Source organism: Paenibacillus sp. Y916 (assembly GCF_056786435.1).
Map to the genome: position 1 here is coordinate 233495 of NZ_JBXCJA010000003.1, position 26050 is coordinate 259544.

Genomic DNA, 26050 nt, shown 5'->3' on the forward strand with positions numbered 1-26050 from the left:
CGTACTTATACGTTCTCATATATTTAAAAGCCTGAAGGCCTCACCAATCCGGTGAAGTTCTTCAGGCTTTTTGCATATCGATAGACTTAAGCATAATGAGATCCCATTCACTCGATAGGAACTTCACCGACTATATGTCGTTTCTGTTGTCTAACGCAATCGTACTATATTCAGATGAAGAGTATATCTAAAGGATTATGCAGCAGCGTGTTTGCGTTCCGAGATATAACAAGCTATCGCGATGGTTAGACCCATCCCAACAAGCAGTGCACCGACCCAAGGTAGGGATGTAATGCCTAGATGTGTAATGACCCACCCACCAATGAAAGCACCACCTGCATTACCCAGATTACCGGCTGAATGATTAGAGGTAGATGCAAGTGCTGGGGCGGTCTTTGCTAAGCTCATAATTCGTACCTGTAGCCCTGGCATCACCGCGAAGGAAGCGACACCCCACAGGAAGATAGTTAATACAGCAGCTATTGGATGATGAACCGTAAAGGTAAAGATGGTAAGGATTATACATATAGCGAAATAAAGTCCTAGTAAGGAGGGCGTTAGCTTCCAGTCCGCAAGCTTCCCACCCACGATATTACCGATCGTCACGCCACAACCGAAGAGAACTAGAATCCAGGTAACACTATGCTCGGCGAAACCGCTGACTTGTACAAGTAGCGGCGCAATATATGTGAACACGGCAAATAAGCCGGCGTTACCTAGCGCTCCGATCAATAGGTATAGAAGTAGCTTAGGTTGAATCAAGGAGGAGATCTGCTGTGCTAGACTAGCAGGTTGATCTTGTCGGATTCGGGGAATGAAGATAAGTATGCCGATTAATGCTACAACCCCGATAATTGCAATCATAGCAAATGAAGCTCGCCACCCCATGCGTTGCCCGATAAATGTACCTAGAGGAACACCGATAATGTTCGCTATCGTTAGGCCAGCCATCATAATGGACACGGCAGCGGCACGCCTATTTGCTGGTACAAGATTGGATGCGATAACGGCCCCTACCCCGAAGAAAGTTCCATGAGTTAATGCAGTGATAATACGAGCAGCCATCAGAATCTCATAGGTTGGAGCAAATACGGAAATTCCGTTGCCGAGTATGAATAGAATCATCAGCAGACAGAGTAGCTTCTTTTGTGGGATGCGTTGGGTAAGGATCGTCAGTATTGGAGCACCGATGGCGACCCCAAGGGCGTACATAGTAATGAGTTGTCCGGCAGTTGGAATGCTGACATGTAGATCCTCGGCAACATTGGGCAGAAGACCCATAATGACAAATTCAGTCATTCCAATCGCAAAGGCACCTACCGTAAGAGATAGTATAGAGATGGGAAATGGTTCTTTGATCGTTTGTTTCTTGTTGATACGTTGAGTCAAATTCATGGTGTGGATTTCAATCTTTCTGACTGATGTGATGAAGCGTCATCTTATTATCATGTAAATTTGTGAAACAAGTCATGTTTCTTATTATTTCGTTTTCTGAAAGTATTTTCAAGGGTAATCTTTTCTTCTAAGCATTAAATGTGGTGTTGGCTCATTCGCCTTATGGTACAATTTACCCAAATTAGCTGAAAAAGAGGATTAAAAATCTCTCCCGAGTATGATATTAGGGGGAGCGCGGTTCTATGTGATCCATTCTAATCTATGTAAAAAAGAATATCGCATGACGTTATGCAAACTGTTCGGTGAGGAAGAGCAATTCTATCGACTTGCAGGAATGCATTATCATCTCATTCAGTGGATGTTCCCTGAGACAGGCGAGGAGAAGCGAGGAGAAGCGGGGATGATACCTAAGCTGTAAACATATGCATCGAGAAGCAGATATACTTAACGAAGATGAGATTGTTACCTCCGTGATCCAAGTAGAGGGCAACGCCTGTTACGGAAGAATACGTGTTCCTGATCTGCCAAAGGGTTGCGTCATTATCCTAAATCCCATCGATTCCTCAAAAGAAGAATCAATCACCTATGAAGCTAATTTCTCAAGAATGGGTTTCATCACAGTAAGCTTTGATGGGCCGGGACAGGGACAGACCTATGTAATGGATCAGTACATAGCAACATATTTAAGCTGGAACCTCTTTGTGAACGAAGTGATCGACTTCACGGCAACACAATATGTGGGACTTCCCCTCTATTTATTTGGATCAAGCTCAGGCGGGACTTGGGCCATTCAAGGAAATAATCATCCCAAGGTGTGTAGAACCGTATCGGTAAGTCCTGTCATTAAAGAAGATGTGAGACTATGGCCTACACGCCTATAGTTGCAAAAGTGCACTTAAATCCCGCCTATTTTCCCTAACGCTAATTTTAGTTGCACAGAGTACATCTAGATTACACAAATTTCCACTTTTCATCGTGATCGGCACTTTTAACTGTAGGTTCTGCAACTATTCCTCGCTTCTGTACCTTTCACGCTGAATTAGATGCAGTTTTGCAGCTGTTTCGCTAAACGCGGGGCACGGGCACGGAGATCGAGGAGTACCTCAAGAGACATCCATAAAGTCAGCGATCAGCACTTTGCGACCGGTCTTAGCACTTTCTAGAGCAGCCAGGACCATCGCCATACTGTATATATTATCGCTACAGTCTGTCTCTGGCGCACGGTCTTCTTCAAGCGAGGCGAACATATCCTCTAGACAACCCTCGTGGAATGTGTGCTTCATCTCTACAGGCTTGCCCTCTATGCGCTCATAATCACGAATGAAATTTCTAGATTGATCGCCAGCAGTAACAACCTCCGCATACGGCTCTCCAAGACCATCCCAGATTGCTGTACCATGTTCACCCGTCACTCGCCAGGATGCTTCCCATGATGTAGGCACGCCTTCAGCACACCAGGAACCACGGTAGTTAAATACAGAGCCATCAGACATTTCATAGATACAGATAGCCATTGCATGACCTGCATACCAAGAACCAGGAGGATTGAATTCATGGCAGTAGACGGATACCGGATTTGCGCCACCAATGAAACGCGCTTGATCGAACGTATGGATCGCCATATCGAGTAGCAACGGACTCTCCATAGCATCACGAAAGCCACCAAAATGTGCTCCGATAAAAAAGTCAGCCCCCATGAAACCTAGTCTGCCAATAGTACCCTCACTGATAAGATTACGGTATGCACGTATGCGTGGATCGAAGCGCCGATTCTGCATGACGGCATGAGTCTTGCCGACCTCCCCAGAAATACGCACAATATCAATGCAATCATTCATAGACTCTGCTAATGGTTTCTCAGCAAAGACATGACATCCCAGTGCAAGTGCAGACTTACTCACTGCATAATGACTGGACGGAATCGTAACATCAAATACGATATTGGCCTGCGTATCCACAATAGCTTGGCTGACATCTGTGAATGTCGGACAGGTTAGCTCTTTACGCTCTGCCATCGCGACTGCGAATTCTTCCTTAATGTCGACTAATCCGACAATCTCCGTATCTAATCTGCTCTTTGCATAATCAACCCATGTATTGGCCATCGCACCACAGCCAACTAAGACTACTCGATGTTTTGATGTCACAGTGATCAACCTCTCTCTAGTTATATCGGATTTGGAACAAAGTCTCCGCCACGGGAGCGTTTCAGATAATTCAAGGCATGAACTTGCCCAGTCATCTCTAATTCATCCCTATAGACTGGATCATGCCAGCCTTCGATATCAATCGTTCCTTGATAACCACTTTGTCTTAGAATCGTAATAATATCAGACCAGTTAGTATCACCGAAGCCCGGTGTCCGATGCCAAACGAATGGTTCCTTTCCATGCACCCCTTGCTCTTTAACAACATCCCATGCAATTGTTGCGTCTTTGCCATGTACGTGGAATACCTTGTTCACCCATTTACGTAGCTGTGGAATGGGATCGATTAAGCTCACCATTTGATGACATGGCTCCCACTCTAGTCCAATATTATCTTCAGGAACCGCATCGAACATCAGCTCCCAAGCTGCCGGGTTATGTGCAATATTCCAATCACCAGTTGTCCAAGTGCCGCCCATATCGCAGTTCTCAAAAGCAATGCGGACACCTTTATCCGCCGCTCTGCGCGTCAATTCGCCGAACACTTCCTTGAATTTCGGAATGGACTCGTCAATCGATTGCCCAGTTAGGCGACCGGTGAAACCGGATACAATATTCGTTCCGAATAAATGTGCATGATCGATAAGACGTTCCCAACTTGCAAGCGTATCGGCATTATCCCCTTCGCCTGTCAAAGGATTCCCAAATACACTAATCGCTGAGATTACAAAATCATGCTCGTCTGCAAGTTCACGTAGACGCTTTGCCATTTCTGCAAGATCCGTATCTCCTGTCGTCTGCCAAAAGGTTGGGTTGAATGATTCGAATCCATGTGAGACGATTTGTGGAATAACCTGAACTGCGGTTCCACCCTGAACTAGCGTTCCAATACGTAATTTATTATGCATCCTTGTATATCACTCCAATATTGTTATATAGTTTTCGTAACATCTTCATTATAGTCAGGGGAGTTCATAATTACTCTACTCAATCTTGTGCAATACTAGTCTAATCTTGTGGTGGTGAAGAAGAATATGACCTATCCCAAGGAACTTTGGGAGAATACTCGTCTCGAGCATTCAATATATCCATTTCAACTCTTTCGTAATCATCATTCCGCTAAAAAGAATGACTGCATTCTCTATTTACACTGGCATGAGCATTTCGAGATCATCGTCATGCGTAAAGGTAGAGCCCTATTCCATATCGACAGCCGCCCCTATACGGTTACGGCAGGAGACGTTGTCATTATTCCAGGTGGTAGTCTGCATGTTGGATATTCACTAGACGATGGAGATATGAATTATGACTGTGTTGTCTTGAATGCTTCGCTATTCAATGATTGGATGCATGATCCGGTACATGTACAGTATGTTTCCCCCTATTTAGAGGGGCAGCAGCGATTTCCAGTCAAACCAGCTGATCATGATGAGGTATGTGTAAATTATTATCCTATATTGGATGAGGCCATAGCGGAGCTTGCAGCAAAGGCTCCCGCTTATCAACTTGTAGTCAAGTCGAAACTACATGTACTATTTACGTTATTAGCACGTACGTTTATGCCACACCAGTTGGATGACAAACCTGTAGAGGGGTATTTTTCGAATTATGAGCGGTTTAAGTTACTGATCCAACGATTGGAGTCTAATTTGTCTGAGAAGATAACGGTCGAACAGGCTGCAAAGGAGGTTAGCCTTAATCCGTACTACTTCTGTAAACTATTCAAGCGATTAACTGGCCGAACCTTTATTGAATATGTGAATATCTGTAAAATGAATGAGGCGAAGCGGTTGCTCCTTGAGAGTAATGATTCAATAACAGAGATCGCATCCAAGGTAGGGTGTGAGAATCCGAACTATTTTACCAAACTGTACAAAAGGTATATGGGCGTGACCCCATCGGGTACGAGGAGATCATAGAATGATAGGTTGTTTGAGAGTACTCTTAATGGGTCCTGGCCGTGACCTCCTGACGATCTGTGTCGATACTCTAGTCCTTCTTATACACAGTCCATAAATTGATGGAACATCTCAGTGAAGGTAAGCTGCACAACCTGCTCTTGAAAGGTATCTTGCTGTGAGCATACGGATACTTTATATGCGGGGTCGATAGGGTATTGTTTAAAGTAACAATTATTAAATGCATGTTGCGTATCTAGGAGAATGTGATGATCATCTTTCCTAATCGTATATGAAGAGAGGGGAAGGGATAGACCTACACCTACTGCCTTGATATAGCTTTCCTTAAGCGTCCAAAGATCGAAGAAATAGTCTTGCCTATTATCCTCCCTATGTGCGTATAGATCGTGGCATTCCTGTTCAGAGAAGCAATGTTCAGCTATGTCGAAGTCGATGTCACTAATAAGCTCTACATCTATCCCAACTTGTGAGTCCGATAAGGCGCATAAGACCCATTGGCCAGAGTGAGAGTTGTTGAAATGTAGTTCGTTATTTCTATGTAGAAGTGGTTTCCCATACTTATTGTGAATGAACTGTATATCCCTATTCTTAATGTTAAGTTTATTGCAGATTTTAAGCCTGGAGAGAATATCGGCTGTTAATGTTCTTACAGCATCGTCTCTATGAATAAATCGATGTATTCGGTCTTGTTTCTCTATCGGAAGGGTAGCCATGAGGGTCTGAATCTGTAACGGATCGATATCATTCATTAACTTTATTCCATAGACTTGCGTCATATTCTACCTCCAGTATTGAGTAAATGGGGTTTCCAATAAAAGTTATTTTTAAGTGTTATCTACTAGTTGGTGTATGACGATGCTCGGTTGAGGACAAAGAGTTATATTATCATAAATGGATCTCCAATGATAATAAATACATAGGTAAAAGTATCTATTTTATTTTTCTTCCACATACGGATAAGGAAATAACGTGTTTCGTTGCAGAAAGGGTTCATTCAAATGTTGGACTATTCGTTTGAACAAATTTTATAGTTCAAGTCATTGCCAAGTAATATACCAACAATAAAATATCTAAAGCTAGAATATATAGTCATTAAACGTAGTTATCAATCGCTGTTTTTTCCCAATTTAACAGAAATTAAGATCGTTATTCATACCGAAATAGAGAAAGCCAATCCCCAGAAGACTGGAGATTGGCTTTATTATAAATACTCTTGTATTATCTTAAAGTCTTCAATGCACCGCTCCAAGCAAGAACTTGATCAAGCATAGCATTAACATTAGCAAGATGTAGATCAGCTGGCTTGAATACCGATCCGTTCTCGAAATCAGTGAATAGAGATAGTAGAGGATTCACACGAACATCAGCTACTTGTAATTCTCCTAGAATTCCACGTAAATGTTCAGCTGCACGAACTCCACCTGCAGAACCGTAACTTACAATACCTGCTGATTTGTTGTTCCACTCGTCACGCGCATAATCAAGTGCATTCTTCAATGCTCCTGTAAGGCTGTGATTGTACTCTTGAACGATAAATACGAATCCATCTAGACTAGCTAGTTTGGTTGACCAAGCTGCAGCTCCTGCCCCCGGATCAGCTTCACCTAATAGTGGTAATTTGAAATCTGCAATATCGACGATTTCATAGTTGGCATCTCCACGTTTGTCAGCAATCTCTTTTACCCATTCCCCAACTTGTGGGCTGACGCGTCCTTGACGAGTGCTTCCTAGAATAATACCTATGTTTAACTTTGTCATTGTTATTTCCTCCTTATTGGTAGATATACCAAATAATTTGTTTAACCACTTCATGTACTGTACCACTCCAATATTATGTCAATTCCCAAGAAGCATATACTCAGGTATCTCTAGTTAGTATATTTCAAATATAAGATTATTATGTCTCACTATGCTTTGTTTGTCAACTATACTTTCGTAACTAATAATATAATTGTTGTTATCGATTTCCTATGGCATGTGCATAGAAGGATTGTCTTAATGGCGAACGCATGCTATCGTAGGAAATGAATGGATAGCTAGTTATATTTCCGCAAAGACGGATACTTCAAAGTGATACGAAGTATCGCTAGCATCGGAAGCATAAACTCCTTAAACAGGATGGCAAAGCCGTTTCAGCTTGGAACATTACTTTACGGAGGTGCAACATGAAAGTACTATTTATTGGAGGAACCGGGACGATTAGTTCTGCAATTACCAACAAATTGGTAGAACAAGGATGTGAGCTTTATCTTTTAAATAGGGGCACCAGAAATGAAGCCTTACCCGTTGGTGTAAATATCATTAAAGCTGATATTAATGATGAAGTCCATGTAGCTAAGTTAATAGAGAACATGCAGTTTGATGTCGTTGCTGACTTTATAGCATTCGAACCGACTCAATTGGAAAGGGATTATCGATTATTTAAAGGTAAAACGAAACAGTTTATATTTATTAGCTCTGCTTCTGCTTACCAAACACCTTTATCCGATTATAGAATTACAGAGGGTACGCCTTTATCGAATCCATACTGGGAGTATTCTAGAAACAAGATTGCCTGTGAAGAGTACTTAATGAAGCAGTATCGTGAGAACGATTTTCCAATTACAATTATAAGACCGAGTCACACATATGATGAACGTTCCATTCCACTTGGTGTACATGGAAGTAAAGGAAGCTGGCAGGTTGCTAGGCGTATGCTTGCGAATAAACCGGTGATCATTCATGGAGATGGTACTTCCTTGTGGACGATGACGCATAATAGTGATTTTGCTAAAGGTTTTATTGGATTAATGGGCAATATTCATGCTATTGGTGAGTCTGTTCAGATCACTTCTGATGAGACAGTAACTTGGAATCAAATATACGAGATCATTGCCGATGCTTTAGGCGTGAAATTGAATGCGCTTCATGTTTCATCATCACTATTGGCTGCATGTAGCAGCACAGAGGATTACAGGGGCGGATTGTTAGGAGATAAGGCTAATTCGGTTGTATTTGATAATTCCAAACTGAAACGACTTGTTCCTGAATTTGTGGCAACCACTCGACTTGATCAAGGTATTAAGCAGACGGTAGAGTACATTCTAGCGCATCCGGAACATCAAACAGAGGATGAAGAATTCGATATTTGGTGTGACAAAATTGTCGGTGTATTGGACGCTGCTGTCATGACAATGTTGGAATAGGGTTTAATTAAATAGCAAATGTAGATGTTTGAAAAATAGAGACGCCATTCCTTTCGTAGTTGAAAGAAGTGGCGTCATTTTTGAAATCGTCTTTGGAGAGCACAAAATCAAATGCATCCGTATTTTTGATGATTCGAATTAGCTGTATTAGAAAATAATTCAATAAATAACAAGGAAACAGAACATATTTAGGAGAGATCCAATGAAAATTGACCGCTTGCTAGCGATGACGATACTACTACTTAATCGTGAGCGTGTCAGCGCAAAAGAGTTAGCTGAACGCTTTGAAGTATCCACCAAGACGATTTATCGAGATATGGATACATTGAGCCAATCGGGCATCCCCATTGTGGCACATCAAGGAGTATCGGGCGGGTTCGAAATGATGGAAGAATACACGATTGCACGGCAATTTCTTACGTTAAATGAAATAACCGCGATGGTCGCTGCTGTGAAGGGCATCACCTCGGTGATGGATGATAGGTTGTTCGCTACCCTTCTTGAAAAAGTTAAAGCGCTACTTAATAAAGTAGACCGAATAGATGTTGAGCAACGAGGAACGGGGATGATCTTTGATTTTAACCCTTGGGGACAGAACTCTATAGCGCGGGATAAAGTTAATACGTTAAGACAGGCTATTGAGGAGACACGCAAGGTGAATATCCAATACCTGAATATGAACGGAATAGCGAGTGAGAGAATCGTTGAACCCTCTGCCTTAATTCTAAAAGGGTACTTATGGTATATGCATGCATACTGTGAGCTGCGGGATGACTTCCGAGTGTTCCGATTATCCCGTATACAGGAATTACGGATGCTGATGGAACACTATGTACGTCGTGAGACGCCGTCGTTAGAGAGTTATGTGTGGAATTCGGAGTGGTTGAAGGAGTCCAAACGGGAAGTCATTCTTAACTTTGATCCGAAAGTTCATTATCGGCTCGTAGATGCCTTTCATCCTGATCAGATTACCGTGTTAGATGATGGCTCGATCCAAGTGAAAGGGCAATTCGCGGATGACGAATGGTTATATAGCATGCTTCTGAGCTATGGTGATCAGGTCAAAGTGGAGCAGCCAGCTAGTGTGGCGGAGGAAATCGTGATCCGGGCACACAATATTATTGGGCGATATTCTAACTAAGACAGATAGGTGTCCACTTTTCAATTGTATAATCAAATGAAATACAAAGAAAAGAGGATGAACAATGATTAGCGAACCTGTTTTAAAACCGAAAGTGACACTATTTGGTGTAAGTGTACGTACGACAAATGCTGAAGAAGCGAGCCCGAACGGCAGTTTACCACAACTGTGGGAAACCTACTTTGGGAGTAACACGTTGTTGCAGACGGGTGCAAATAATCCCCATCTTATCTATGCGTTATATACTGATTATGAGAGTGATGCGACAGGGGCCTATACGGTTCTTATTGGGCACGAAGCGGGTGATGATGCGGTTTAATCCGATAGCAACTACCCTCAAATGTTTATACCAGAGAGCAAATATATTGTATTTACAACTAAGAAGGGCTTGGTACATGAAGTAGTTGCGCAAGCGTGGGGGGAAATTTGGGAGTATTTCAAGGAAAGACCCGATGCAAGATCCTACACAGGAGACTTTGAACTATACGATTCTCGAAGCTTTGATCCTACAAATACGGAAGTGCAGATTTACATAGCCATCAAATAGACGGAAGAAGAGTCGACTGCAACTAGCAGTTGGCTCTTCTCAATTGCAGAAGGAGGGATCGCATTAATGTGCGCCCTTCTCTTTCAATTTATCCATTTTCGATTGAAGAGATATACGTTTCTTGGCGGTTTTATTATCGATTGCGGCGGCTTTTCGCTCATACGCATTACTTCGTAGAAGGGCAAAGATGACCAGCAAAGTGCCAAATAACTCATACATACTAATCTGATACCCTTGAAAAGCCATCACAATGAAGGTGGTGATCGGTACGAAATTGATAAATAGAATACCATTGAGCGGAGATATCATCTTGATCCCGGCATTCCAGCTTAGCAAGGCGACGAGACCTGGCAAAAGAATCATGAATGACATCTCATATTTGACCGCGTATACATCATGCCATGTGGGTACCGAAATCAGTTGGAAGGCCGTACCAGAACCTACGACGACCAAGGATACGGCTGTTCCAAGCAAGCAGGTTAACGTTGAATAACGAAGAGGCGACCAGTCTTTGAATGTCTCTCCTCCCATTGAGTATACTACCCATCCCACAACCCCTATAAAAATAAGTAGTAGCGGAAATAAATGCTGCCTAGCCATCGTGAAGAAGGTGAGCTTCCCATTCGTAATGACAAGTAATGCGCCGAATAGCGCGATTACGATACTCGTGAGCATATATCTCTTCGGTTTATTGCGTGTGGTAATCCACAAGACCAAAATGGATATCATCGGCATAAGTACTTCCATGATCGAAGCAGCGACGGTGCCTGACTCGCCCATAAGATGTTGTCCAATGAAGACTAACAGATTGTAGACTGTAAAGGCCATCGTTCCATAGAACAGGAGCGCCTTACCCCTTCCTTCCAAGCGAAATGCTGATTTTCCCTCTTTAGCCCATAGAATCACGACGAGGATGAGGCTAACGATGAAATATCGGATAAGTGAAAAATAGAACGGATTGACATGCTGCAATGCAACGTGCGCAACAGGGAACATAGCTCCCCATGACATGCTTGCGATTAAGCATAGTATGGACCCTAGAATAAGTTTGTTTTTGAACATGATGGTTTACTCCACTGCCTTTTCGTATGTAATGTATAGGAAATTAATATTTAAAATTGTTAGTATCTATAAATCATAATAGGAGAGTAGGGTTTGTTCGTAAAATGATTGTAAATGCGTTATATCATCATTTATAATGATGATATAACGATAGTCATCGATGAATGGAGGGTAAAGCGGATTGGAATTCAATGATTTAAGAATATTCCAGACGGTGGCAACTCTCGGGAGTGTGAGTAAGGCAGCGGTACAGCTAAGTTACGGGCAATCTAATGTAACAGCGAGAATCAAAATATTAGAGAAGGAGCTTCAGACGCCATTGTTCTATCGACATAAACGTGGGATGGTCTTGAACACTGAAGGAAAGCGACTTCTTGAATATTCACGGGAAATTTTATCGAAGGTTGATGAAATGAAGGATGTATTTAGCCAATCTACTGCACCTTCTGGGGTTCTCGATATTGGAATCGTTGAGACAGTGAATGCCTTACCTGAGATTCTATCAGCCTATTACAGCAAGTATCCGAATGTGGAATTATCGTTGCAAGCTGGGGTAACGGAGCATCTAGTGCAGGAAGTGATTGATATGAAACTGGATGGAGCGTTTGTGACAGGGCCGATAAAGCATCCGTTAATCGAACAGGTAGAGGTCATAAGTGAGAAGCTAGTGATTGTCTCTAGGAGTAAATCCTTATCTATGGAGGACATCACGAGGAAACCCTTATTGCTCTATAAGAAAGGTTGCGGTTATCGTGGGCGACTAGAGAGTTGGATGAAGATCGAAGGCATCATTCCGAAGCAGATTATGGAGTTTGGTACATTCGGAACGATTATAGGGAGCGTTGCGGCTGGCATAGGGATAACCATTATACCTGAGTCCTCCGTTACTGATCTAGCAGCGAGAGGTACGATCTATTGCCATCATATCCCTGAGCCATATCAGAATATCACGACAGTCTTCATTAGACGCAAAGATGCGTATTTGACGAGCACCTTGGGATCTTTTATCGATGTGATTAATGCTCGAACGGGTCTGTCAGGTCTGAATATAGATGATTAGGATGGGTTCAATAGGTGCTTTACTAGGTGGGATATGGGGCGCGCTTGTAGGATATATTAAAGCTAAAAGAGGTATTAATGAAGTTATTACAAGTATTATGTTTAACTTTATTGCCCTTTGTTTTAATTGGAGCGGTAGGTAGGCACGTGCACCGAAAGCATTGGGAGAACCCTATGAGGTAGGAAAACGATAAGGGGTGTTCCTGATATTGAAGAGTCGATTACAGAAGCTGTTCCATATTCATGAGGAGAAATCAACTATACGTACGGAAGTTGTTGCAGGAGCAACCTCCTTTATGACGATTGCCTATATCATTGCGGTGAATGGGGCTATTTTAAGTAAAGCTGGCATGCCGTATGAAGCTGCAATGATTGTTACAGTCATTTGTTCTTTTATTGGTTGTATGCTGATGGCATTATGGGCGAATTCACCATTAATTATGGCCCCTGGTATGGGCGATAACGCATTTTTTGTTTTTACATTGGTATTCTCGCTAGGACTTACATGGCAGCAAGCACTTGCAGCTGTATTTCTAGCAGGTATCGTATTTATGCTAACTTCGATAACAAAAGGGGTCGACTATTTATCTCGATCGATTCCAAAGTCTATGATTAACGCAATGACCGCCGGCATTGGTCTTTTTATTGCCTTTCTAGGATTGAAGAATGGCGGACTGATCATTGCGAGTGAAGGGACATTCGTTACCTTAGCGAATTTTAGTGACCCCTATGCATTGACGACAATACTAACCTTACTTATTGCGATTCCGCTTTTCTTACGGAATGTCACAGGAAGCTTCTTAATTGTCATTGTCATAGGGACATGTATTGGTGCATTACTGGGTATTGTCGATTTTTCGACCTTAAGTGATTTCAGCATCTCCTTTGCTGGATATGGGGAGTTATTTTTCGCTCTGGATTTTAGCGCGATAGGTACGCTTAATTTCTGGACCGCGGTATTCTCGTTATCGATGGTCATTATTTTCTCGAATATGGGCGCGCAGCTTGGAATGCTACCTGATAAATCAAAGTTTCGGAAGTCATTTCAGGCGAATTCCTTTTCGGTGATCAGTGCGGGACTTCTGGGTTGTAGCCCCATGACAACAGCCGCTGAGGCTGCGACAGGTATTGCCTCGGGAGGAAGAACGGGTCTAACCTCTTTTACAACGGGACTTCTGTTTGTTCCTGCATTATTTCTTATTCCCGTATTCAAAGTGATCCCGAGCAGTGCGATTTCTCCTGTGCTCATCATTGTCGGTTGTCTTATGTTCCAAAGTATCAAGGAAATAAACATGAGTGATTTTACAGAGGCTTTTCCAGCCTATTTAATGATGGTGATTATGCCACTATCCTTTAGTATCGCTAATGGGATTGCATTTGGTTTCATCGCTTACCCGCTTGTGAAGGTAGTTACGCGTCGGAGAGCAGAAGTGTCTGTGACGATGTACGTCATCGCATTCTTCTTCCTACTGTATTTTATATTAGGATCGATATAAGTTGAATTAGAGAAGTTGTTCACAACACCTATGGCATTCAGGCTATAGGTGTTTTCAATACGTACTTAGAGTGTTCCTATGTTGGGTTCGAGCGATAACATACTTGCGAGCTGCTACAAATCTTTCTTTCGCAGCGGAGGCATACCAGAACATATCCCAGCACCAATGGCCTTTGTCCAAGGAAGAGGATTTTTATTCATCTTAAATGTGCCCTAGCAAAGAATGAAGCATCCCTATGATGACGGTTTGACAATTAGTTTTATAAATATCGGTACTATTGCTAATAATACCTCCATGCACATAAGGAGGATAAAACTCATGGAAAGCAGCTATAAAGGAACAAACAAAATGATTGCAGGAATTGTGTTTGGCGTCTTAACGTTCTGGCTTTTTGCACAGGCGATGGTCAATGTTGTTCCAGCAGTTCAATCAGATTTAGGTATTTCAATGGGAACACTGAATGTAGCCATTAGTTTAACTTCGTTATTCTCAGGGATGTTTATCGTTGCTGCTGGTGGATTAGCAGATAAGGTTGGACGCAAAAAGATGACATATATCGGGCTAATATTAAGTGTTGTTGGTTCTCTACTCCTGGTATTTGCTCATGGGTCCGTCATGTTAATTATGGGTCGTGTCGTTCAAGGTTTATCCGCTGCATGTATCATGCCAGCAACCATCGCATTGATGAAGACGTATTTCGAAGGTGCAGATCGACAACGTGCACTTAGTTATTGGTCCATCGGATCTTGGGGTGGTTCAGGTGTGTGTTCTCTTGCTGGAGGTGCGATTGCGACGTATTTGGGATGGAGATGGATATTCATCTTTTCAATTGTATTCTCACTGCTTGCGATGTGGCTTATTAAAGACACGCCCGAAAGTAGAGGACAATCAACAGGCGCATTTAAATTCGATTACACGGGCTTAGCTATTTTTATAGTAACGATGCTTGCATTAAATATCTTTATTACTCAAGGTGCAGATTTCGGCTGGACAAGTCCACTTACGCTTGGTTTGGCTGTTGTTACGATCATAGGAGCTATCGTATTTGTTAAAGTTGAAAAGGGAAAAGCTGTTGTATTAATTGATTTCTCCTTATTTAAAAATAAACCGTACGCGGGTGCCACATACTCAAATTTCTTGTTAAACGCAGTAGCAGGTACACTCGTTGTTGCCAACACGTATGTTCAAGTAGGTCGAGGATTTACTTCGTTTCAATCAGGGATGTTATCCATTGGTTATTTAGTAGCCGTGTTGGCTATGATCCGTGTCGGTGAGAAAATTCTGCAGAAGGTAGGCGCAAGATCACCCATGATATGGGGTGCAGTCATAACTTCTGTTGGTGTAGCAGTTATGGGTTTAACATTCTTACAAGGCTTTACCTATACAGTTGCTGTGTTTATTGGCTTTGCCTTATTTGGTCTTGGACTTGGAATATATGCAACGCCATCAACAGATACAGCGGTATCTAATGCACCTTCCAACAAAGTTGGTGAAGCTGCAGGGATCTACAAAATGGCAAGCTCCCTTGGTGGCGCGTTCGGTGTTGCCATTTCAGCAACGGTATATAGTTCAATTGAAGCAGTGGCAAGTCTGGAAGTGGCTGCAACAGCCGGGATTATCACGAACGTTATATTCGGTGTACTTTCAATCATTTCTATTGTTCTATTTGTTCCAAGAAGTGCTGGCAAATAGACGCCATCCCCCGTCCCTGTTAGCTAAGCCTGTGATAGAATAACAAAGATTATTTTGTAGTTATTATGAAATAAATGAAGGGGGCCATTACATGTTATTGAATGATTTAATGGAGAAGTTAGATGCCAAACAGGAGCGTATAATTGAAATTCGTCGACATCTTCATGAGCATCCAGAGCTTTCTTTCCATGAAGATCAAACGGCAGCCTATATCGCCGATTTCTATAAAGAAATCCCCGTGGATTCCGTGGAAACGAACTTCGGTGGTCAACGCGGGGTCGTTGTAACCATTAAAGGGACTAAGCCAGGAAAAACGATCGCTATTCGGGCGGATTTCGATGCACTGCCTATCAAGGAAGAAACAGGCTTACCGTTTGCGTCAAAAAACGAAGGCGTCATGCATGCTTGTGGGCATGATGGGCATACGGCTTATATGTTGGTATTAGCAGAGACATTAGCGGAGATGAAAGATCAGTTGAAAGGTACGATTAGAGTCATTCATCAACCAGGGGAGGAAGCACCTCCAGGTGGCGCACTCGGAATGATTAAAGCGGGAGTGTTAGACGGCGTAGACGCTATCATCGGGATCCATGTCATGTCTACCATGCAAACAGGACATATTTATTACAGAAGTGGGAACACACAAACGGGAAGATCTTACTTCAAATTACGTGTTCAAGGTAAAGGTGGGCATGGTTCATCGCCTCATATGGCGAATGATGCTATTGTTGCAGCGAGTTCCTTCGTTATGAGTTTGCAAACGATTGTTAGCCGCCGGATCAACCCATTTGATACAGCTTCCATTACCATTGGTAGTTTCGATGGTAAAGGTACATTCAATGTAATTAAAGATGCTGTAACGCTTGAGGGAGATGTTCGAACGATGTCTAATGAGACACGAGACATCGTCGAATCTCAAGTTCGTGCTTTTACAGAAGGATTAGAGAAATCATTTGGTGTAACAACCGTTCTTGAATATGCTAATGATTATCCTGTTCTATATAATGATCCTGAAGTGACAGAACATGTGCATCAAGCTTTAGTAGAAGCGGCTATTCCAGAGGTAGAAGCTGTATTGGAGACAGCTCCACAACCGCCATCAGAAGACTTCGCTTACTACCTTCAACAAGTACCCGGGTGTTTCTTCTATGTAGGTGCGATGCCGGAGTCGGGAGAAGCATACCCGCATCATCACCCTAAATTCGATATCAATGAAAAAAGTCTTATTATTTGTGCAAAAGCGATGGCTGCTGTTGTTGCTTCTTATTGCGATGGTAGCGAATCTTTATAAGAGCGATTGCTTAACAGACTGATGTAGTCCTAAATTCACTCGCTTACCATATACTTGAATTTGCAAGTCTTCCCCTTCAAGGAGTTCAATCTGGAAGCCTCTTGTATGGATTTGGAACTGAATGAGACGTCCACGGTAACGAATACGGAATGCATAACGATCCCAACTGGTTGGGATCGTTGGCGATAATGACAGCCCCGACTCTTTAAGTCTCACCCCTGCAAAACCGTATACGATTGCCATCCAAGTCCCGCCCATATTAGCTAGATGTAGACCATCTTTCGTATTTCCGTGGGTATTATCCAGGTCAAGGCGCGCTGTTTCGGTGAAATAATTATACGCTTTGTCTGCGTACCCCACTTTAGAAGCCATAATGCTGAAAATACAAGACGATAAGGACGAATCATGCGCAAATATTACAGGATTCTGAATTCTTTAAGGCAGTCCTTCATTCATTGGAAATTGTTATCATTGCTGTGCCAATCCAAACGATTCTAGGGCTCTTGATGGCTGTACTTGTCAATCAGAAGATGAAAGGGAAAGGCATATAACGTCAAGAGGTGGCTCTTCAATACGATCATCATGACGGGGGTTGTCATTATCGGTAACTTAATTGTGAATCCATTAGTAGCCTTCGCCCTTGCCAAGTTAAATTTCAGAGGGAAGAAGGTTATCTTCTGGATCGTGCTTGCAACGATGATGGTCCCCTATCATATGATTTTGATACCCGTCTATGTAAACATGGCCGAACTTAGGTGGTTAAACTCATTTAAGGCATTAACCGTTCCATTTCTGTATCAAAGTTTATATATATTCATGCTCAGACAATTCTTTGTTACCGTGCCGAATGAGTTCATGGAAGCAGCTCGGATGGACGGCATGTCCAAGATGGGGTCATTCTGGAAGATCGTGTACCCATTAGCTCGCTCGCCATTGATCACCATGTCCATCTTGGCTTTTGCAGGAACATGGAATAGTTACCTCATTCCAAGTACATTGGCTAATACACCTAAGATGTATGTACTGGTAGTTGGTTTAAATAGTGTGAAGGATGCTGTGTTTGAGAATACACCACTGATTATGGCAGGGGTTGTCCTATCCACTTTGCCGATCTTGATCTTCTTCTTCATGTTCCAGAAACAGTATATTGAAGGGATATCTAGTTCAGGGATTAAAGGATAACAATAAGAGCGCGATCGTCCTAGAAGTTCTTAGGTGCTCGCGCTCTTATTTTTCTACGCCTCCACTCTTATTATAAGATCGGAGTCCTTTACGTAAGCCCCTTTATTATCCATGAGTGTATTCTAAGGACATTTGGAAATACTGTATTTAGAAAAATGAGTTTTTTTATGTATAATTCGTACTTTTATTTAGATTGAAATGGTGTAACATTGAGATTTGTGATAAAATGTACACTTATATAGATAGATAGAGGACGTGAGCTAAAATGATTAATATAACCATACCAACACCGGACGTTACCATTGACAAACAGGTTGCTCCAGTGCTAAGTAATATTTACGGGTTTACGGATTTTCACCTGATCCCTAGAGATATGGGGGGAATCTTTATGTTCTACAACGACAATGAGGAATTATTGTTCGTTGGCAAAGCGAGGAAGCTAAGACCAAGAATAAAGAAACATTTCGAAGATACGACATCACCGATGAAAGCTTATAGAGACGAAGTAACTAGAATTGATGTTTGTCTTATCGGCGATCCTGTTCATAGAGAAATCTATGAAACCTATATTGTGAATGAGCTTAAGGCTAAATACAATGTGGACAAGGTGTTATATAAGTAAATCGTAAACTGAACGGCAGACCCGTAAGATAGCACTTTGGATGAAGTGACTATCTTACGGGTTATTTGTGTTCTATTCAGATTTTTTAGAAGTTTATTCTCATTATGAATAGGTAAGAATAATATATGTAAGGAAGGATGAAAACCCCTTTATTTTTTATGAGTTGTTCATTTTTGATACGCAAAAAACGCAGTAATCCCCTTCACTTAAAGGTAGGGATTACTGCGTTATTATGTTCATACGTACTATTCATTGGCTTTTAAACGATATTTCGTCCTTGGACCCATACGCTAGAAAGGTTTAGGTTACCATCTAACAGGAGAATATCAGCTTGTTTGCCGGATTCTAGAGTCCCGATCTGTTGCTCCAACCCAAGTGAAATGGCTGGATTCAGACTGGCGGCTTGGGAAGCTTCTTGCAGGGAGAATCCAACCTCTGATACGAGAAATTGAAAACCACGGATCATGGTCAATGTACTTCCAGCAAGAGCCCCCTCGTTATTCTTCAATGTCGCGATTCCTCCAGATACGTTCACGGGCTGGTCACCCAATGTGTACTCGCCGTCACCAAGTCCAGCAGCGGACATGGCGTCGGTGATGAGAAGAAGATTGGCTGATGTCTTTAGACGTGCCAGAATAGATATGACAGCGGGATGAACATGAATGCCATCGGCAATAACCTCTGCTGCAATCTGTGATTCACCCATAACGGCCCCGGCTACGCCCGGCTTACGGTGATGTAGAGGTGTCATGGCATTAAAGGTATGAACAGCCTGCTTGAGCCCTGCGTCAACGGCAGCCAGTACTTGCTCATATGTCGCATCGGTATGTCCGAGAGCCGCAGTAATTCCATGATCTCTCAGCCATGAAATGACTTCAAGAGCTCCCTCACGCTCAGGAGCGAGTGTGACTTGCCGAATGAGACCAGGGTACTGTTTCTCCCATGCCTCAAGCCAACTTACGTTAGGGAGAACGATATGTTGGGGATTCTGTGCACCAGGCCACTGAGGACTGATGAAGGGTCCCTCCAGATGAACCCCTGCCAATTGAGCATAGGGCATGTTGTTGGAACGATAAGCGTCCACTTCTCGTAGCACGTTATCAATATCATCCTTTGGAGCGGTCATCGTTGTAGCGAGCATCGTAGTCGTTCCTTGAGAACTATGGAATTGCGTAATCGCGTCCAAGGTTTCGTGGGTACTGTTCATGAAATCATGTCCTGCTCCACCATGAACGTGAACATCTACGAATCCTGGGATAAGTAATCCTTCAGCTTGCGGAGCGACAGTGGTCCATTCTGTATAGTCATGTGGTAGATATTGTTTATCGCCAACATAGGAAATAGTATCTCCAGAGATGGCGATAACGCCATTCTCAATCAAACCTTGTGGTGTCAGTACTTTCCCGAAAAGAAGTTGTTCTACAACGTCAATGCTACTCATTAGAGTAGACTCGCCGCCTCATGATCCAGCAGTACGATGACGTTTGAATGGCATTGTAGGAAAGAAGCCGGACATTGCGTTGTGATCGGTCCCTGAAAAGCATTCTTAATGGCTTCGGCCTTCTCGGCACCGCGTGCGATGAGGACAATTTGCCGGGCTTTCATAATGCTACCTACGCCCATCGTTACAGCCTGCTTAGGTACTTCGTCAAGAGAAGTGAAGAAGCGGGCATTGGCTTGAATGGTCTCCTCTTGTAAATCCACAACTTGTGTACCCCCAATGAGATGATCATTTGGTTCATTGAAGCCGATATGCCCATTGCTACCGATTCCCAGTAGTTGTAGATCGACTGGCCCATTCTGTTCAAGCAGTTGGTCATATGCCTGACATTCAGCTTCCAAATCATGAGCACTGCCATTAGGTATAAAGGTTCGTTTCGGGTCAATATCAATATGGTTAAAGAGTTGTTCCTTCATAAAGGTACTGTAGCTTTGCGGGTGATCGTTAGCTAAGCCCACATACTCATCAAGGTTAAAAACAGAGGATTTTGCGAAGCTTACTAGACCTCTTTTATACATGTCAGCCAATCGCGCGTATATACCTAGTGGGGAACTGCCTGTAGCGAGACCGAGAACTGCCTGCGGATTACTTTGTAATAGACTAACAATGAGATTCGCTCCAGTCTGTACGAAATCTTCTTCTTTATTAAATGTGAATATATTCATTTTATTGACCTCCTCGTTTTTTGCGATAATGTTGGATATTGTTATAGGATTGTTCCAACTTAGGAACAAAGTCTTTGAATTGATTGCTGATCATGCCAGTGAATAGAATATCTATAATATGAAGTTGCGCGATACGTGATGCCATATCTCCCCGCCGCATCCCTTTTTCTAATGAAGAGGAGAACAGAGGGAGATCGGCTAAAGAAGCCAACGTGTTGCTTCCGTAAGAAGTAAGGGATATCGTGGTGGCTCCGCTATTGCTGGCACAGGTCAAGGCATCGATGGTCTCCGTAGTCTCTCCCGAATAGGATATAGCAAAAGCGACGTCGTCCTCACCTAGCGTAGATGCTGACGTAATCTGCATATGGGAATCGGAAAAGGCAGTACAGTTAACACCAATGCGAATCAGCTTTTGGTAGAAATCCTGAGCAATAATAGAAGATGTTGCCATCCCGTAGAGATCGATCCTGCGTGCTCCACATAGCCAATCCACGACTTTCGCAAGTTTTGTTAGATCCAGTAAGGTGGTAGTATCTCGAATAGACGCTAGATGATTAGCTTGCATGGCTTCGACGATGAGAGATAGAGGATTACCAGCCACAATATCTTGATAGGCAGAAGAGTGAGATTGTCCTTCTGCGCCCAGTTTCGCTATTTCTGATGCTAAATGCACCTTGAAATCGGGAAATCCTTTGAAATGAAAAACCTTGCAAAACCGTGTGATCGTAGCTGGACTGATACCGCATTGTTTTGCTAATTCCGTAATGCCGATATGAATCACTTCACCCGGAGCAGACAGAATTCGTTCCGCTAATTTGCGTTCCAAAGGGGACAGTTTTGTCAACTGACGTTGGATGGTATGAAGGATCACTGGCGTTGAACACCTCCCTCGCTAAAATGATTTCAGTGTATATGTAGTATAAGTGGAAAAAGATTTTCACATATATAATAATACAATGGATCTGTGGATGCAACCTGATTCACTCCTATATGGAAGTAGAATCTATTTGGATGAATGACAATATACTCCCTGGTGCATGAAATGAGCGATACAATCTAGAATAAAGCTAGACATGTCATTTGTGCACAAAAGGAGAAGAGTATATTGAAGAGATTATGTTTGAAAGCTTTATCGTTCTGTATGGTTCTTGTGATGACGTCGATACCACTACATGTGGAAGGCACGGGGAACGTGCATGCTCGTACGCCAAAGGAATGTTTGAGCCCGTCGAAGGTACAGCTAAAGGCTGACTTAAGGAAGGTTTGACCGATCATATGATATGGACGAGGAACTATACTGTGAGCGCACTTGCAGGGATGGAAGATCAAGAGAAAGTAAGTGCAAGACTTTTAAAGAATCAGCAGGCTATAGGTAATGCGTTTAAGGGGTGGATGAAGTCATCGCAAGGATCAAGAAGGATTGGGATGCGGATATTACGACCTATGATAGGGGAGAAGCGCATATAGCGATGTTTGCCGACGTTCTGGCAGATGGAATCATCAAGCAGTTCCCGAAAAAGTTGAAATGACCCCATACCTTATTCAGTATGAAAGAGATCCCCTCCATGGGTTATATGGAGGGGATTAAAATGAATTAGGGTCTAGATACTAGGTATGTGTTTACTTTATGGATGGTGCTGGATGTGCGTTGATATAATCAAGTGCGTTGTAGATCTGTTCTGCTGCCTCAGCACGAGAGATAACAGCTTGTGGATGGAAATTCCGCTCTGCATCCAACTGCACAAGACCATATGTGATTGCGCGTTGAATGGATCCACTATAATCAATGGTCAACTCGCTCTCATCATTCATTTTAATGGGAAGAATGTTGATCATAGGAAGGTTGCCGTGTTTCTCCATAGCTTGAGTGAGTTGATGAGTAAACTGTTCGCGTGTCCATGGATCATTGGGATCTAGGTCTACGGGCAATTCAATTTTGTTCACAGCAGATATAATGAGAGTGTTTGCATACCATGCATCATTATTAGCTAATACATAATAATTCGTAGCTTTCGGTTCTTTAGCGAATCTTACGAAATCAAGGTTTAGGTCGAAAGCATTAACCATTAGTTGAACGCCTTGAGCCGCTGTAATGCTAGCTTGTGGAATGAATAGATTACTTGTAACCCCGTGTACAATACCTCTTTCATGTAACGCGATAATCTTATCTTGTGCAGCTACATTTACTAAGTCTGTGAAAGGTTGCGTTGCTGCAAAGCTTTGTCCTGCAAGGGTTAGTGAGAGCGCAGCCGCAGCTGTAAGCGTGAACAATCTAAATTTGGTTTTTATGTCAGTCACCTCATATAGGTTTATTTGACCTTGCTATACTTACCTAGACGAAATTGGCTAAATAAGGTTGCAGGGAAATGACTGTTTACCCCTCTTGTGTTAATAATAAAAATTTGAGACAATCAAGACTAAATGGCTAGCTTCGGCACCGTAACTATCATAAGACTGAACTTTTACTTTTAAGTTTTGAAAAGAGGAAATGAAATGAATAAACAATCCATTTATGGATTAACATTTGAACAACTGACAGAATGGCTTATACAATATGGACATCGAAAGTTTCGGGCATCACAAGTCTGGGATTGGCTGTATCGGAAGAGAGTAACGGATTTCTCAGAAATGATCGACGTGAATAAAGAGTGTATTCATTTATTGGCAGACCATTTCATCATCCAAACCTTATCTGAACATGTGAAGCAAGAATCAAGTGACGGAACGATTAAGTTTCTGTTCAAATTAGAGGATGGCAATCTGATTGAAACGGTATTAATGAGACAGAAATATGGTTTAGCGGTTTGTGTCACAACTCAAGTGGGCTGTAACATTGGATGCAGCTTCTGTGCGAGTGGCTTAATAAAGAAAAGTCGCGATCTAACCAGCGGTGAGATTGTCGAGCAAATTATGAAGGCCCAGCACCATTTGGATCAAGCGCAACAAGATGAGAAGGTGAGTCATGTTGTAGTTATGGGGATTGGCGAGCCATTCGATAATTTCGTTCATCTAGTAAACTTCCTACAGGTGATTAAGGACCAGAAAGGGTTAGCTATTGGTGCGAAACGAATTACTGTCTCAACCAGTGGGCTACCGGATAAAATTATTGAATTCACAGATGCTGATTTGCAAGTTAACTTAGCGATCTCTTTACATGCGCCGAATAACGAACTTCGGACGCGGATTATGAAGATCAATCGTGCTTATCCAATAGAGAAATTAATGCAGGCTGTAGAGTACTATTTATCTAAGACAAATCGAAGAATTATGTTCGAATATATTTTGCTCAAGGATGTAAATGACCGTAAGGAACATGCTTTAGAGCTTGCTGAATTGATTCGCGATAAAAAGGATTTCGCAAGTGTTAACTTGATTCCATATAATCCAGTGGATGAACATAGTCAATATCAGAGAAGTGATCAAGAAGCGATTCTAGCATTCTATGATACGTTGAAGAAGCAAGATATTAACTGTACAGTTCGACTTGAGCATGGAGCAGATATTGATGCCGCTTGTGGACAATTAAGAAGTAAACAAATGAAACAATCGGAAGAGGATATTTCTGATCAAGATCGATTTGCATTAGGTTAAAGACTATGTAAAGAGGAGATTTAATAATCAGGAAAAGTAGAAGTCACAGGAGATAGTTGCAAAACTACACTTAAAAGTGACGAAAATGATAAAAAGTGGAATTTCCAGTAATTTAGATGTAGGTTTGCAATTAAAGTTGGCTAAAGAGGAAAAAGGCTGAATTTAGCTGTACATAATGCAACTGCTTGCCTAGCGAAGCTAGGTACATCTAACTGAGGAAGGATCGGTCGGGTAAGAACTAAGCCCCTTCGTAATCGAAGGGGCTTAGTTCAATTAGACCTAGTATATTTATTTTCTTTTATGCACGATTAAGTTCGTTTTGGATCTCATCTTGAAGCTCATTCCTCATCCGATCCACTAGACTGAAATCCATCGACTGTGTATAGATATTCGAAAGTTCATCCTGAAAGGATTTAGCTTCTGCCAAATGCTGAATCGATTGTTTCATTGCTGCGCTATATCGCTGGCTGACATGAAGGAGTTCTTCCGCTAGTCTTTCATCGGTTCCCGGCTTTATGCAGCGGGGGTATACATCGACAATTTCATCGGTGTCGCGATCAGGGAAATACTCATGTGGTGCCGTGCTGTCAAATATGGCGAACCCAAGCTCTCGGACAATGAGCATATCCAAGCTATTGGGATCGAAGCCACAATGGTAAATCTCAACATCGAGACCCCGTTCGATCCCAACGGCAGCCCATTTCTTCAGCATCGTGGATTTACCGGAACCAGGACGACCTTTGATAAGATACCTATTCAAGCCTTCTGTTAGATTAGGGACGAAATCAACCGCGCCGTTAGGTGTGGCGGCACCCAAGAACCGATGATCCACGCGGCTCTGCTTATTGAGCTTTCCATCACCGAATAGAATCTGAACATACTCATTCGTCAACTCATTTGCACTTTGAAAATCCATATTCTCGATATATAGAACTTCCCACTCATCATGAATGCGAAGGGCTTCTGCGAAGCCGGCATATGCACGGATATTGGCTTGAGAGATTTGCTCGTTCAGACTTTTGATTTCAATGTTGTGCATGCTCAGTTGAGTTGAGTCACAAGCTCTTCCTAAATCTACGTAATGTAGGACCGTCTCTGGAGATGTGGGTGCGATGGAATCTGATGTTGTTTCAATGACGATGCCAATATTAGAACGTGGGATGATCAATCCGTCCAACGATTCATTGTCCGAAGGGCAATGCATTAACCAGATGTCGTATCCGTTTAACACCATCTGATCGCTAATGGCTCTAATCAAGCTAGATTTTCCGGTTCCTGGAGGACCTTGCACAATAAACAGATGCTCCAATCCTTGTAGTGATGAATCCAACAAACTTGTATATCCACGAGCCGTATTTCCGTTTGCATAATAATTCCGGACGATTCCATTCATATGCTTCACACCTTTCAGGGCTAATGTCTTGGTCATCATACATCGTATTATTTCCTTACGAATATGGTGCAACTCAAATGGGGTTTTTACACTTGCATGAAGCATTTAACTGAATTACTGAACACCTCATATATAGATATATATGAGGCTCTTTTTGTCTTC

27 protein-coding genes and 1 pseudogene are annotated in these 26050 nt (G+C 42.4%); 16 read left to right on the forward strand and 12 right to left on the reverse strand.

The features are described from left to right. Positions 1 to 195: 195 nt before the first annotated feature. On the reverse strand, positions 196 to 1395 hold the full coding sequence (locus AC1TO9_RS09130; RefSeq protein ID WP_482058961.1) for an MFS transporter: 1200 nt from the start codon (positions 1393 to 1395) through the stop codon (positions 196 to 198). Between the two features lie 244 nt (positions 1396 to 1639). Between AC1TO9_RS09130 and AC1TO9_RS09135 the strand changes: the two genes are divergently transcribed. Next, positions 1640 to 1813 carry a hypothetical protein gene (locus tag AC1TO9_RS09135; protein ID WP_482058962.1) on the forward strand — a complete coding sequence of 58 codons (174 nt, stop codon included), beginning with the start codon at positions 1640 to 1642 and terminating at the stop codon, positions 1811 to 1813. Positions 1814 to 1817: 4 nt separating this feature from the next. Then, positions 1818 to 2276, forward strand: coding sequence for a serine aminopeptidase domain-containing protein (locus AC1TO9_RS09140; RefSeq protein ID WP_482058963.1), 459 nt, complete (start codon positions 1818 to 1820; stop codon positions 2274 to 2276). 222 nt (positions 2277 to 2498) lie between these two features. On the opposite strand, the gene AC1TO9_RS09145 is transcribed toward AC1TO9_RS09140, so the two are convergent. Together AC1TO9_RS09145 and AC1TO9_RS09150 are read right to left on the reverse strand one after the other, a co-directional pair. After that, positions 2499 to 3500, reverse strand: a complete 1002-nt coding sequence (locus tag AC1TO9_RS09145) for a Gfo/Idh/MocA family protein (protein WP_482059145.1) — start codon at positions 3498 to 3500, stop codon at positions 2499 to 2501. A gap of 62 nt (positions 3501 to 3562) precedes the next feature. Beyond that, complete coding sequence (locus tag AC1TO9_RS09150) at positions 3563 to 4450, reverse strand: sugar phosphate isomerase/epimerase family protein (protein WP_482055853.1); 888 nt, start codon at positions 4448 to 4450, stop codon at positions 3563 to 3565. Between the two features lie 126 nt (positions 4451 to 4576). Between AC1TO9_RS09150 and AC1TO9_RS09155 the strand changes: the two genes are divergently transcribed. Further along, complete coding sequence (locus AC1TO9_RS09155) at positions 4577 to 5461, forward strand: helix-turn-helix transcriptional regulator (protein WP_482058964.1); 885 nt, start codon at positions 4577 to 4579, stop codon at positions 5459 to 5461. 80 nt (positions 5462 to 5541) lie between these two features. Here the strand turns inward: AC1TO9_RS09155 and AC1TO9_RS09160 are convergent, their stop codons facing one another. Continuing rightward, complete coding sequence (locus AC1TO9_RS09160; protein ID WP_482058965.1) at positions 5542 to 6237, reverse strand: 4'-phosphopantetheinyl transferase family protein; 696 nt, start codon at positions 6235 to 6237, stop codon at positions 5542 to 5544. 442 nt (positions 6238 to 6679) lie between these two features. Beyond that, complete coding sequence (locus AC1TO9_RS09165; RefSeq protein WP_482055856.1) at positions 6680 to 7219, reverse strand: NADPH-dependent FMN reductase; 540 nt, start codon at positions 7217 to 7219, stop codon at positions 6680 to 6682. Positions 7220 to 7626: 407 nt separating this feature from the next. On the opposite strand from AC1TO9_RS09165, the gene AC1TO9_RS09170 reads away from it, so the two are divergent. The 4 genes from AC1TO9_RS09170 to AC1TO9_RS09185 all read left to right on the forward strand — a co-directional run bounded on the left by AC1TO9_RS09170 (position 7627) and on the right by AC1TO9_RS09185 (position 10334). Next, positions 7627 to 8646 carry an SDR family oxidoreductase gene (locus AC1TO9_RS09170; RefSeq protein WP_482058966.1) on the forward strand — a complete coding sequence of 340 codons (1020 nt, stop codon included), beginning with the start codon at positions 7627 to 7629 and terminating at the stop codon, positions 8644 to 8646. A 202-nt stretch (positions 8647 to 8848) separates the two neighbouring features. Next, positions 8849 to 9787: a helix-turn-helix transcriptional regulator gene (locus AC1TO9_RS09175; protein ID WP_482055858.1), complete on the forward strand. Its 939-nt coding sequence runs from the start codon at positions 8849 to 8851 to the stop codon at positions 9785 to 9787. A gap of 64 nt (positions 9788 to 9851) precedes the next feature. Then, positions 9852 to 10106, forward strand: coding sequence for a GyrI-like domain-containing protein (locus AC1TO9_RS09180; RefSeq protein WP_482058967.1), 255 nt, complete (start codon positions 9852 to 9854; stop codon positions 10104 to 10106). Positions 10107 to 10127: 21 nt separating this feature from the next. Further along, on the forward strand, positions 10128 to 10334 hold the full coding sequence (locus AC1TO9_RS09185; RefSeq protein ID WP_482058968.1) for a GyrI-like domain-containing protein: 207 nt from the start codon (positions 10128 to 10130) through the stop codon (positions 10332 to 10334). 63 nt (positions 10335 to 10397) lie between these two features. Here the strand turns inward: AC1TO9_RS09185 and AC1TO9_RS09190 are convergent, their stop codons facing one another. Beyond that, a complete protein-coding gene (locus tag AC1TO9_RS09190; RefSeq protein ID WP_482058969.1) occupies positions 10398 to 11396 on the reverse strand; it encodes a DMT family transporter in 999 nt (332 codons plus the stop codon). A gap of 181 nt (positions 11397 to 11577) precedes the next feature. Between AC1TO9_RS09190 and AC1TO9_RS09195 the strand changes: the two genes are divergently transcribed. From AC1TO9_RS09195 to AC1TO9_RS09210, 4 genes are all read left to right on the forward strand, one after another. Further along, on the forward strand, positions 11578 to 12456 hold the full coding sequence (locus tag AC1TO9_RS09195; protein WP_482058970.1) for a LysR family transcriptional regulator: 879 nt from the start codon (positions 11578 to 11580) through the stop codon (positions 12454 to 12456). A 208-nt stretch (positions 12457 to 12664) separates the two neighbouring features. Then, positions 12665 to 13951, forward strand: a complete 1287-nt coding sequence (locus AC1TO9_RS09200) for an NCS2 family permease (protein ID WP_482058971.1) — start codon at positions 12665 to 12667, stop codon at positions 13949 to 13951. A gap of 318 nt (positions 13952 to 14269) precedes the next feature. After that, the gene (locus AC1TO9_RS09205) at positions 14270 to 15643 is read left to right on the forward strand and encodes an MFS transporter (RefSeq protein ID WP_482055863.1); all 1374 of its coding nucleotides are present in this window, start codon (positions 14270 to 14272) and stop codon (positions 15641 to 15643) included. A 91-nt stretch (positions 15644 to 15734) separates the two neighbouring features. Beyond that, positions 15735 to 16934: a M20 family metallopeptidase gene (locus AC1TO9_RS09210; protein WP_482055864.1), complete on the forward strand. Its 1200-nt coding sequence runs from the start codon at positions 15735 to 15737 to the stop codon at positions 16932 to 16934. Here the strand turns inward: AC1TO9_RS09210 and AC1TO9_RS09215 are convergent. After that, positions 16929 to 17351 (reverse strand): annotated as a pseudogene (locus AC1TO9_RS09215) (glycosyl hydrolase family 65 domain-containing protein); the annotation flags it as partial. The gene AC1TO9_RS09210 and the pseudogene AC1TO9_RS09215 sit on opposite strands and share 6 nt — an antisense overlap. A gap of 165 nt (positions 17352 to 17516) precedes the next feature. Here AC1TO9_RS09215 and AC1TO9_RS09220 point away from each other — a divergent pair. Continuing rightward, positions 17517 to 18116, forward strand: a complete 600-nt coding sequence (locus AC1TO9_RS09220) for a carbohydrate ABC transporter permease (RefSeq protein ID WP_482055865.1) — start codon at positions 17517 to 17519, stop codon at positions 18114 to 18116. Positions 18117 to 18381: 265 nt separating this feature from the next. Next, the gene (locus AC1TO9_RS09225) at positions 18382 to 18738 is read left to right on the forward strand and encodes a nucleotide excision repair endonuclease (protein ID WP_482055866.1); all 357 of its coding nucleotides are present in this window, start codon (positions 18382 to 18384) and stop codon (positions 18736 to 18738) included. Positions 18739 to 18997: 259 nt separating this feature from the next. On the opposite strand, the gene nagA is transcribed toward AC1TO9_RS09225, so the two are convergent. Genes nagA through AC1TO9_RS09240 form a run of 3 tightly spaced genes read right to left on the reverse strand, consistent with a single transcriptional unit; the run spans position 18998 to position 21775 of the window. Then, entirely contained in the window at positions 18998 to 20179 is a 1182-nt protein-coding gene (gene nagA, locus AC1TO9_RS09230; protein ID WP_482058972.1) for an N-acetylglucosamine-6-phosphate deacetylase, read from the reverse strand. Beyond that, positions 20179 to 20904, reverse strand: a complete 726-nt coding sequence (nagB, locus tag AC1TO9_RS09235) for a glucosamine-6-phosphate deaminase (protein ID WP_482055868.1) — start codon at positions 20902 to 20904, stop codon at positions 20179 to 20181. The genes nagA and nagB overlap by 1 nt, the downstream gene beginning before the upstream one ends. Before the next feature lies 1 nt (position 20905). Continuing rightward, positions 20906 to 21775, reverse strand: a complete 870-nt coding sequence (locus tag AC1TO9_RS09240) for a MurR/RpiR family transcriptional regulator (protein WP_482055869.1) — start codon at positions 21773 to 21775, stop codon at positions 20906 to 20908. A 234-nt stretch (positions 21776 to 22009) separates the two neighbouring features. Here AC1TO9_RS09240 and AC1TO9_RS09245 point away from each other — a divergent pair, with 234 nt between their 5' ends. Together AC1TO9_RS09245 and AC1TO9_RS09250 are read left to right on the forward strand one after the other, a co-directional pair. Continuing rightward, complete coding sequence (locus tag AC1TO9_RS09245; RefSeq protein WP_482058973.1) at positions 22010 to 22171, forward strand: hypothetical protein; 162 nt, start codon at positions 22010 to 22012, stop codon at positions 22169 to 22171. A 121-nt stretch (positions 22172 to 22292) separates the two neighbouring features. Next, positions 22293 to 22433 (forward strand): hypothetical protein, encoded by a 141-nt coding sequence (locus tag AC1TO9_RS09250; RefSeq protein WP_482058974.1) that lies wholly within the window; start codon positions 22293 to 22295, stop codon positions 22431 to 22433. A gap of 91 nt (positions 22434 to 22524) precedes the next feature. Here AC1TO9_RS09250 and AC1TO9_RS09255 read toward each other — a convergent pair whose 3' ends face one another. Next, positions 22525 to 23202: an S-layer homology domain-containing protein gene (locus AC1TO9_RS09255; protein ID WP_482058975.1), complete on the reverse strand. Its 678-nt coding sequence runs from the start codon at positions 23200 to 23202 to the stop codon at positions 22525 to 22527. Between the two features lie 195 nt (positions 23203 to 23397). On the opposite strand from AC1TO9_RS09255, the gene rlmN reads away from it, so the two are divergent. Then, positions 23398 to 24495, forward strand: a complete 1098-nt coding sequence (gene rlmN, locus AC1TO9_RS09260) for a dual-specificity RNA methyltransferase RlmN (protein ID WP_482055872.1) — start codon at positions 23398 to 23400, stop codon at positions 24493 to 24495. A gap of 298 nt (positions 24496 to 24793) precedes the next feature. Here the strand turns inward: rlmN and AC1TO9_RS09265 are convergent, their stop codons facing one another. Continuing rightward, a complete protein-coding gene (locus AC1TO9_RS09265) occupies positions 24794 to 25888 on the reverse strand; it encodes a PRK06851 family protein (protein WP_482059146.1) in 1095 nt (364 codons plus the stop codon). Positions 25889 to 26050: the final 162 nt, after the last annotated feature.

Excerpts from the sequence above, each read along its gene's own strand:
- AC1TO9_RS09220 (WP_482055865.1), top strand. The coding sequence starts at position 17,517 with ATGACGGGGGTTGTCATTATCGGTAACTTAATTGTGAATCCATTAGTA.
- AC1TO9_RS09205 (WP_482055863.1), top strand. The coding sequence starts at position 14,270 with ATGGAAAGCAGCTATAAAGGAACAAACAAAATGATTGCAGGAATTGTG.
- AC1TO9_RS09150 (WP_482055853.1), bottom strand. The coding sequence starts at position 4,450 with ATGCATAATAAATTACGTATTGGAACGCTAGTTCAGGGTGGAACCGCA.
- nagA (WP_482058972.1), bottom strand. The coding sequence starts at position 20,179 with ATGAGTAGCATTGACGTTGTAGAACAACTTCTTTTCGGGAAAGTACTG.
- AC1TO9_RS09190 (WP_482058969.1), bottom strand. The coding sequence starts at position 11,396 with ATGTTCAAAAACAAACTTATTCTAGGGTCCATACTATGCTTAATCGCA.
- nagB (WP_482055868.1), bottom strand. The coding sequence starts at position 20,904 with ATGAATATATTCACATTTAATAAAGAAGAAGATTTCGTACAGACTGGA.
- AC1TO9_RS09165 (WP_482055856.1), bottom strand. The coding sequence starts at position 7,219 with ATGACAAAGTTAAACATAGGTATTATTCTAGGAAGCACTCGTCAAGGA.
- AC1TO9_RS09185 (WP_482058968.1), top strand. The coding sequence starts at position 10,128 with ATGTTTATACCAGAGAGCAAATATATTGTATTTACAACTAAGAAGGGC.
- AC1TO9_RS09155 (WP_482058964.1), top strand. The coding sequence starts at position 4,577 with ATGACCTATCCCAAGGAACTTTGGGAGAATACTCGTCTCGAGCATTCA.
- rlmN (WP_482055872.1), top strand. The coding sequence starts at position 23,398 with ATGAATAAACAATCCATTTATGGATTAACATTTGAACAACTGACAGAA.
- AC1TO9_RS09265 (WP_482059146.1), bottom strand. The coding sequence starts at position 25,888 with ATGAATGGAATCGTCCGGAATTATTATGCAAACGGAAATACGGCTCGT.
- AC1TO9_RS09210 (WP_482055864.1), top strand. The coding sequence starts at position 15,735 with ATGTTATTGAATGATTTAATGGAGAAGTTAGATGCCAAACAGGAGCGT.
- AC1TO9_RS09180 (WP_482058967.1), top strand. The coding sequence starts at position 9,852 with ATGATTAGCGAACCTGTTTTAAAACCGAAAGTGACACTATTTGGTGTA.
- AC1TO9_RS09170 (WP_482058966.1), top strand. The coding sequence starts at position 7,627 with ATGAAAGTACTATTTATTGGAGGAACCGGGACGATTAGTTCTGCAATT.
- AC1TO9_RS09175 (WP_482055858.1), top strand. The coding sequence starts at position 8,849 with ATGAAAATTGACCGCTTGCTAGCGATGACGATACTACTACTTAATCGT.
- AC1TO9_RS09225 (WP_482055866.1), top strand. The coding sequence starts at position 18,382 with ATGATTAATATAACCATACCAACACCGGACGTTACCATTGACAAACAG.
- AC1TO9_RS09160 (WP_482058965.1), bottom strand. The coding sequence starts at position 6,237 with ATGACGCAAGTCTATGGAATAAAGTTAATGAATGATATCGATCCGTTA.
- AC1TO9_RS09130 (WP_482058961.1), bottom strand. The coding sequence starts at position 1,395 with ATGAATTTGACTCAACGTATCAACAAGAAACAAACGATCAAAGAACCA.
- AC1TO9_RS09145 (WP_482059145.1), bottom strand. The coding sequence starts at position 3,500 with ATGGCCAATACATGGGTTGATTATGCAAAGAGCAGATTAGATACGGAG.
- AC1TO9_RS09140 (WP_482058963.1), top strand. The coding sequence starts at position 1,818 with ATGCATCGAGAAGCAGATATACTTAACGAAGATGAGATTGTTACCTCC.